This is a genomic window from Pseudomonas sp. GXM4 (genome assembly GCF_008923895.1).
GTDB classification, from domain to species: domain Bacteria; phylum Pseudomonadota; class Gammaproteobacteria; order Pseudomonadales; family Pseudomonadaceae; genus Aquipseudomonas; species Aquipseudomonas atacamensis.
This window is the reverse complement of the sequence record NZ_WBRZ01000242.1, coordinates 1-8,217: the sequence shown is the minus strand read 5'-3', so window position 1 is coordinate 8,217 and position 8,217 is coordinate 1. Positions and strand designations below refer to the sequence as shown.

The window sequence follows — 8,217 nt, the reverse complement described above, 5'->3', positions numbered from 1 at the left end:
GTAACAATTACTTAAAGAATCAATGGAGTTTTTCTGTATGGGCCCATGGCTCGATAGCATCACCGGATGGCTCGGCGCCAATCCGCAGTGGCTGGCCGCAGCGGTATTCATCGTGGCGTGCGTGGAATGTCTGGCGATCGCCGGGCTGATCGTGCCGGGCACGGTGCTGCTGTTTGCCGTGGCGGTGCTGGCCGGCAGCGGCGCGCTGTCATTGAGCGAAACGCTGCTGCTGGGCTTTCTTGGCGGCATTCTTGGCGACCTGATTTCCTACTTCCTCGGCCGCCATTTCCACCAGAACATCCGCCGCCTCCCCGGGCTACGCCATCACCCGGAATGGATGGCCGGCGCCGAGTCGTACTTCCAGCGCTATGGCATCGCCAGCCTGCTGGTCGGGCGTTTCATCGGCCCGCTGCGGCCGATGCTGCCGATGGTCGCCGGGATGTGCGACATGCCCTTCCCGCGTTTCTTCGCCGTCAGCCTGCTGGCCGCTGCGGGCTGGAGCCTGGCTTATCTGTTGCCGGGCTGGGCCACGGGCGCAGCGTTCCGCCTGCCATTGCCTGAAGGTTTCTGGCTCGAAGCCGGAATTGTCGCGGCCAGCATTGCGGTGATGGTCGGCCTGAGCGTCAACAGCAGCGTGCGCCGCCATCGTCGCGCGACAATCTGGATCGGCGGCATGAGCCTGTTGATCCTGATCGGGCTGTTTATCGGCTATCCATACCTCACCGCGCTCGACAACGGTGTGATGACTCTGGTGCAGGAACATCGCCAGCCAGCGCTGGACGAAATCGCCGTGACGCTGACCCTGATCGGCGAATTCCGCAACATGCTGCTGTTCAGCGCCCTGCTCGTCATATTGCTGTTGCTGTGCAAGCAGTGGCGCCAGGCAGTGTTCGCGGGGGCCACCATGCTGATCACCGCCATGGCCAACACCGGCACCAAGTATTTTTTCGCCCGGGTACGCCCGGAAGTGCTCAGCGATCCATTGACCACCTACAGCATGCCCAGCGGCCATGCTTCTGGCGCATTCGCCCTGTTCCTGACGCTGGGTGTCCTGGCCGGACGCGGGCAGCCGCCACGCATGCGCCTGACCTGGCTGCTGATTGCCTGCATCCCGGCATTCTCCATTGCTTTGTCGCGGGTCTATCTCGGCGCGCACTGGCCAACCGACATATTGGCCGGTGCAATGCTTGCAAGCTGCGTCTGCGCCGCGATGCTGTGGTCAAACCAGCGGCAGGCGCCGCTCAACGCCATGCCTTTCAAGATCTGGTGGCTGATCCTGCCGTCCATGGTCGCGCTGTTCGGATTCTTCGTTATGCGCCACTTGCCACATACATTGTTGCGTTACGCCTACTAAAACAGGCAATTTACAAGCGACATTTCTTATACGCCGCTCTTTCGGAACATTCCGACAAGAGCGGCGCTTGCAACCTACGCAAACTTCCTCCCTCCCGGTTAACTTTCCTGGTTATAAAACCGACATTTCCGCATTCTCGATCGACGCAAAACTAGCGTTACATATTCAAGTTGAAACATGCCTGCTCAGTGTTTCGCGCTTTTGAAAAACCGTTAGATTGATGGGCCCGACTCGGACATTTGCTGGCTATCCATATTTATTCAAACCACGCATTGAAGTTCTGCCGAGTCATACAACAATCCATTTCTTATCGAGTCTTTCATGAGTCCAAAAATACCCCGCAAGACGTCAGTCACAACGACGCATCAAACTGATGCAAACGTGCCAACGCCACATCGGCCCATGTTTGATGTCAGCAGCATTGAAATATCACCAAGAGCCGGCATCCCCGATCTTGCGCTGCACAGTACCAACTTCGACAGCGCCCTTGCCGATGCGAATCCGAGGTTGCCAGCGGTTGAAATCTTTCAGTTACCGGCACACAGCGCCTATCGCTCGGAACATTCCACTTCAATAAACGATTACTGGTTATCGGAGACCTTTGTGCGTGGAATGCAGCCTGCCGACAATGATGGATTTCGCTGGATCGTTGGCAGAAAGTTCGCAGACGTCGAATATCAGGGAGCTCTGCAAATCACGCATGTGGGTGAGGATGAAACCGGCGCATTGCGCAGCAAGTTACTCACCGAGCGCGTTCCCTCCGGACCGCGCCTGTACAAAAACGCAGACAGCCCCACCTGGCGCCTGACCGAACAACCCGCGCCAAAGCGACCGCGCCTCGCCCCCGTGACAACACCCATCAATCAAAGTCGTTACAGCCCATCCTGGCGTTCGCCGGATGCTCAGGGCTATTACGAAATGAATCCGCTATTTGGCTCACGCAAAGACGACATGCTGTTCGCCTTCCGGGATTCATATGGCAATTACATAGCGGTTGATCCTCCGGCGGGTGGATTCGCAGCGTCGCCGCTCCACCTCAAACAGTGGACCGATCACGAGATATGGCAGCTATATGGGCTACACGGCGAGGACATCGCGCGCTTTCGTGTCGAAGCCCAGGCTACCGGCACGCCGCCACAGTGGGCACGCCCCACAACCACGGAAAACCCGCGTACCGATCTGCTGCGCGACTCGTTGCGCTGGCTGCACCCGCAGATGGGCTTTGCCGAGCGCGAAGCCTTTCTGCAATCGTTCAATCTGCTGCCCAGGCAACTGTCGCGTTTGCAGCAGGAAATGGCCAGCCATCTGACGCTCCCGGCGTGGGCACTGGCGCACAAGCGCTTGCTGGAGGACGTCAGCAACCCGCAACGCTTCGACCAGTTTGCCGCCGATGCGCTCGAGCAGCTCAACCTCAAGCGCAATGCCCGCCACGATTGGTACGACGCAGAAAACAGCCTGACCCCCGAGGTGCGCGAAGCGCTGTTGAAACAGCTCGGTTATCTGCGCAACAAGAACAACTGCCTGTACCGCACGGACATTCCGGCGCTGTTTCGCGGTGACGAGCGCACGCCGTTCGAGCTGGCGAACGACGGCACCATGCTGCCGCGCTATCACCACGAACCCGGCGCGACCACGCACAAGCCGATCAGCGCGACGTTCAGTCTCCAGGCAGGACAGGGATATGCCCGCACCCCCGATCCCGAATACCTGCGTTTCAACAGCCAGACCCATAAATACCCGGGACGCGACACGGGCGACAGCGGTTCGGAAAGCGGCGCAAGCGACGCCAGTGATACACCGAGTGACTCCTCGTCAGACTGGTCGGATCCTGACAGCCCTGTGGCATGGGATCACGAACGCGGCTACCGGTCCACGCGCACGCGGCAGACGGAAATGTTTCTCTACGCGCTCGACACACGCGATCTGGAGGTCGTCCCCCACGAGGAAAACATGATGTTCAATTCCGCTGCGCGCGACACCCCGCCGACCTGGTTCCCCTCCGACGATTTCGAAGGGCTGATCTCGGTCACGCGCAGCGGCGTTTCAGCCGAGCGTGTCTGGTTACTGAACACAGACCTGACCAAGGGCGCCAGGGTCGAAGACATCAAAGAGCAGGCTGGCGCAAACGCTGATCGCATCGAAGCGGCCACCCATGCCGGGCACTTTAACCGGTTCGAATACGACCAGTTGATCGACCAGGTGGAGACGGCGGGCCTGCCGATACTCAGACTCTCAGGCAACAAGGACGAGTTTGCCCATGACATCGCCTGGCCCGAACTTCAAATGCTCAAGTAAAGCCGCCAGGGAAACCGGCTCCTCATGCACACCATTAAAGGATTAATACGTGTCGAAACTCATCGTTCCCGCGGCTCATGTCGCCCACGTGCGCGCGCTTCAAGTTACCCCCATAGACGCCTCGGCCAATGCCCATACGCCGTCCACGCCCATGCCCGATCGAGCGGACGTGCCAGGCGAGGTGCCTGACAGCCCCCCATCCCTTCGCCAGACTCTGAAGGCAATCGACAAACACCTGGGCCCACTGCGTATCGGCGAGGTCGTGATCAGTCGGGTCGAGTTGCAAGCGCTGGGGGCGACCGTAGACGGTCAACCTGTCAGTCCGGCGAATGCCAACATGAAGCGCGTGGATCAGGCTTTTCTGGACGGACTCCATTTCGAGTCCGCAAAGGTGCAGTCCCGCTTGCAAGCCGTGGACTTTCCCGACAATGACATGGCGGCACTGCTGTTCTATGAGATTGCCTGCAAGCGCTCGGTCGATGCCGGCCCATTGTTCGTCAGTGATACGCCGCTGGTTTCGGGCAGCGCCATGGATCGTCTCAACAAATTGGGCAAGGCTGCGCAAAAGCTGGAAATCCACCGGGCGGACACGTTTGAACACGCGCCCGGCTGGATCAACAAGACCAAAAGCTATTTGATGAGCGGCGCAGGAGTCGGCATGCAAGCCTTCGGCATCTACAGCGGCTACATGGCCCTGACCGATGCGATCAAAAAAGGCGAGGCGCTGGAAATGCTCTACTACGGCGGATCCATCGCCGCAGAACTCGGCTCGCTGATCATTGAGCGGGGTCTGGCCAGAACAGGCCAGGCGATGCTGACCCAGGGCAGCAATGTACTGAGGGGTTTTGCGCTGACCTCGATCGGCAAATACATGAGCCGTGGCGCGGGAATGTTCGCCAGCGCGATCACCTTGCCGTTCGACATCGTCGACGCGATCAAATCGTTCAACGCCGCCGCCGCGTCATCGGGCAAAGAAGCTCAGGACCATTATTTCAGCGCTGCCCTGAGTGTAGCGGGCGCTGGCATCAGCCTGGTGCTGGGCGTCGCCGCGCTGGCCGGTTTCGGCAGTGTTGCCGGCCCGCTCGGCCTCGCGGCTGCCGCACTGCTCATCTCCGGTTCATTGATCTATCAAGCCGCCAGGGTCGTCGACCAGATCGATGATTACATCGAACTGACAACACTCGAGCGTCTGCGCTCGGGATGGTTCGCTTTTACCGGCAAGGAACTGGACACCGAAGTGATGGATCGCTTCAAGCTGTCCAGGCTTTCCAGTGACTACGAAAAACAGCTCGAACTGTCGGCCAAAGACATGCTTGCCGGCGCTTACAGCGACTCGATCGCCCAAGTGGTCAATGGCGCGTTTCGCGCCGAATTGCGCCCTGTCGAACTATGGCGTTACCAGTGGGACGAAAGCGTCGGGCAGCTGCCGTTCAGACTCGACAGCCAGGCGGTGATCGTCGGCGGCGACGATATCATCGATGCAAGCCATGGATTACCCGACAACCTCAAGGGCGTTGTCAACGGCAGTGCAGGCGAAGGCAAAGGCGTGTTCTGGCGCCTGGGCGACGGCAATGACCGTGTCACTGGCGTCAAGGCGCAGCCCAACCTGTTTACCTACCGCCAGGGACACAAGGCGCTCAGCGGTGGCGACAAAAACGATGCGTTCTATCAGCAGGTCGCTGACGAGGAACTGGATCGGCTGACCAAACCGCCGCACATCAATGTGCTGGATGGCGGCGACGGTAGCGATACGTTTGCGTTTGAAGGCCAGCGGCCGGCCACTGATACACGACACATCGGCCATCGGATTGACTTGCCGAGCGGCAAGGTCACGCTGCGTGGTCTGGACCCGGAAGGCCCAGGCATTGAAGTCGCGCACCTGACATCGTTCGAGAACGTTTCGACGCTGCGCAAAGGCAGCAGCCACGTCATCGGCAATACCGAGGCCAACCAGATCTCCGCCCATGGCCATGATCGCGTCAGCGCCGGTGCCGGCAACGACACGATTGCCATCTATGGCCTCGAATGTCACGTGGACGGCGGTAGCGGCGTCGATCGCTATTACATCGCTCACACCAACGCACGCACGACAATTACCGAGGACAGCGCGCATTCGAGCGTGATCGAGTTGGGCTGGCCGCACGCGGTGATTCAGCGCTGGCAGATCATCGGCACCTCGCTGGTGATCAATTCCTTGCGCGGCAAGGACGGCGACGACCCAGACCACGTGCTGACCCTGGAAAACGTCTATCGAATGGTCGACGGCCAGCGTCGGCTGCATAACGATCGATGGCTGTTCCGCACCCAGGATGGCTACGAACTGCTGGCTCAGCTCCCTCAGGAACCAGGTCCAGCGCTGAGTCAGGACATCGATGTCGCCGTGACAGTCATTGGTCAGCCCGCCCCTGCCCCGGCGATCGTCAATGGCGGTACGGTGACGATCGACGATCAGAGCCTGGGCCGGCATTTTGTCACCCGTACGCAGCGCGAGGTCGAATTCGTCATCGCACGCAGCGGCACCAGGCCGCGCAGCGTTTTTCTGGACTACGGCGACGACGAAATCATCGACGTCGAGCTCAGCTATGCCGTCCAGGTGCGCAAAGGCGTTTCGGGCAATACTCACCTGACCTACAAAGACTTCTGCCTGTCGCTGCGGTTGCCGGCAAAAGTGCTGGCATTCAAGGGCGTGATTCAACCGATCGCTGCCGCCACCGGGTACAGCGGGCGCAACAGCCTCAAAGTCACCACGCCGCAATTGGCGCAAGACATCGTTGTGGTCATGCGGGACGGAGTGTCCTATCGCCTGCAACTGCCGCACCTGGACTACGAAGCGGACGCCAACAACCCCGGCGCACGACAGGTCAGCACTCGAAGCTGGCTGAAACGGCGCAACGGCAAATACCCGTTCACCCGGCCCGCCATCAGTGAGAAGCCGCTGCTGACCGATCGACCCAGCAAAATCGTCATCGAATCCCGGGCGCATACCGGCATTTATCTGCTTGAGGGTCATAGCGCGACGTACGACATCTACCTGGCCAGCAACTGCATCGTGCGCCTTGCCACACCTGGGGCTGCGGCAAAAACGGCCAACGCCTCAAGCTGGAATCTGTACACCAGGACAATGGACGAAACCGTCACTCGCGACGAAATCCAATTGCAGGACAACCGCTTGCGCATCGCCAGCGTGACTGTGCAATTGCCGGATATCGGCGATGACACACCGGTGGAATCGGTCAGCGTGGCGACCACCGCCGGCAATCTTTATCAAGTCTCGCTGCTGTTCGAGATGTTGCAGCTGTACGTGATCAATGCCCAAGGCTACGCCAGCGTCGATGCGCTGTTGGCCGATATCGAGCAACACCGGCAGCGCAACGAGTTGGCAGCGCGGGTCTACGTGACTCACATCGGCTACCAGCCCGACACAGTGGGCACGCTGGTTTACAACTCGGTAAACCGCCACTGGAGCCTGCTGACTGACCGGCAGACACGCGTCAAACGCGAAGACCTGTTCATCCCCGTCCACATCAACTGACCGCGCGCTGCCGGTTTCAACAACGTGCCGGGATGGACCTGACCTCCATTCCGGCACTTGCACTCAGCGGTCTGCCATGTCGCCGCTGGAGCCTTACCTGCAAGACATCGACGGGACTTTACGCCCCGATGCAGACGGTCTGAAAGAATACAAGGGGCGCAAGTTCGCAGACATCGCCAACGACGACGGATCGGCCGCAGGGCAGACAGTGATGGTGGCGTACCACGATCTGATCAAAGCCTGGCGCGCCAGATTGCCCAGTGAACGGACGGGGGGCAATCACAACAATTCATACGATCAGTTGATCGATCGCGTAACTGCCTCCAAGGGCCCCATAGTGAGGCTGCCCAAGGGCAGGAAAGGATGTTCCAACGATATAGTCTGGCCCGTTGCTGAACATCATCGGCCGTGAAATCCAGACGCCATTCGATAACGAATGGCGTCTGTCCTTCAATTGCGGCGTTGCGCTATTTGAGCACGCTGATCACAAACCGTGCCGGTTTTGGATTGAAGGCGTTATGCCCTGTCCCGTTGGGGTTCGCGTCGAGGAATTTGCTCATGCCATCGCTTACCTGACGATACAGCGGTTTATCTTTCGGCTCGCTGTTCAATTCGATATAAGCCGGGCCGGATGCGATATTGCTTAAAGAAGCCTTGGCCACGCCGTAGGTACTGATTGAATAAAGTTGTGCCGGAGCGCTGGTGCTGACCAGCAAATTGTGTGTCTTGTCTTCGATGAATAATCGCGCACCGTCAAACACGCCCGGATGGATCACTTGGATTGCGTAAAAATTACCTTCAGGAACAAACTTCAACAGTAACGGAGCATCGTCCTCATTGTCAGCCAGGGTGATAAGGGCGGATGTCCGCGAGTCGGCCAACCCCACTTCAGCATCGAGTTTTTCGCATTGAGTTATGCGCTTGTGGCGCAGGGTCTGTTGCAGGCGTTGCTGATTAAGAACTACCGGAAGACCGTCCAGATAAAGATTGGCGCTGAAGCTTTCATTGTTTACTTTTGCCAAAGACATAGAACTAC

Annotated in this window: 5 protein-coding genes; 4 read left to right on the top strand and 1 reads right to left on the bottom strand. The window is 59.1% G+C overall.

The genetic code is table 11. From position 1 onward, the window contains the following. Nucleotides 1–37 precede the first annotated feature (37 nt). The 4 genes from F8N49_RS22345 (at nucleotide 38) to F8N49_RS28365 (ending at nucleotide 7,593) form a co-directional block, all read left to right on the top strand. Nucleotides 38–1,354, top strand: a complete 1,317-nt coding sequence (locus F8N49_RS22345; RefSeq protein ID WP_016773020.1) for a bifunctional DedA family/phosphatase PAP2 family protein — start codon at nucleotides 38–40, stop codon at nucleotides 1,352–1,354. 402 nt (nucleotides 1,355–1,756) lie between these two features. Then, on the top strand, nucleotides 1,757–3,649 hold the full coding sequence (locus tag F8N49_RS22340; protein WP_256675495.1) for a hypothetical protein: 1,893 nt from the start codon (nucleotides 1,757–1,759) through the stop codon (nucleotides 3,647–3,649). Nucleotides 3,650–3,698: 49 nt separating this feature from the next. Then, nucleotides 3,699–7,181: a calcium-binding protein gene (locus F8N49_RS22335; protein WP_151552633.1), complete on the top strand. Its 3,483-nt coding sequence runs from the start codon at nucleotides 3,699–3,701 to the stop codon at nucleotides 7,179–7,181. A gap of 76 nt (nucleotides 7,182–7,257) precedes the next feature. After that, the gene (locus F8N49_RS28365) at nucleotides 7,258–7,593 is read left to right on the top strand and encodes a hypothetical protein (RefSeq protein ID WP_241664663.1); all 336 of its coding nucleotides are present in this window, start codon (nucleotides 7,258–7,260) and stop codon (nucleotides 7,591–7,593) included. 55 nt (nucleotides 7,594–7,648) lie between these two features. Here the strand turns inward: F8N49_RS28365 and F8N49_RS27960 are convergent. Further along, nucleotides 7,649–8,217 (bottom strand): hypothetical protein (locus tag F8N49_RS27960; protein ID WP_178117056.1); only part of this gene is annotated, 569 nt, incomplete at its 5' end.

Coding starts and splice junctions, on each gene's coding strand:
- F8N49_RS22345 (WP_016773020.1), top strand. CDS start 38: ATGGGCCCATGGCTCGATAGCATCACCGGATGGCTCGGCGCCAATCCG.
- F8N49_RS22340 (WP_256675495.1), top strand. CDS start 1,757: ATGTTTGATGTCAGCAGCATTGAAATATCACCAAGAGCCGGCATCCCC.
- F8N49_RS28365 (WP_241664663.1), top strand. CDS start 7,258: ATGTCGCCGCTGGAGCCTTACCTGCAAGACATCGACGGGACTTTACGC.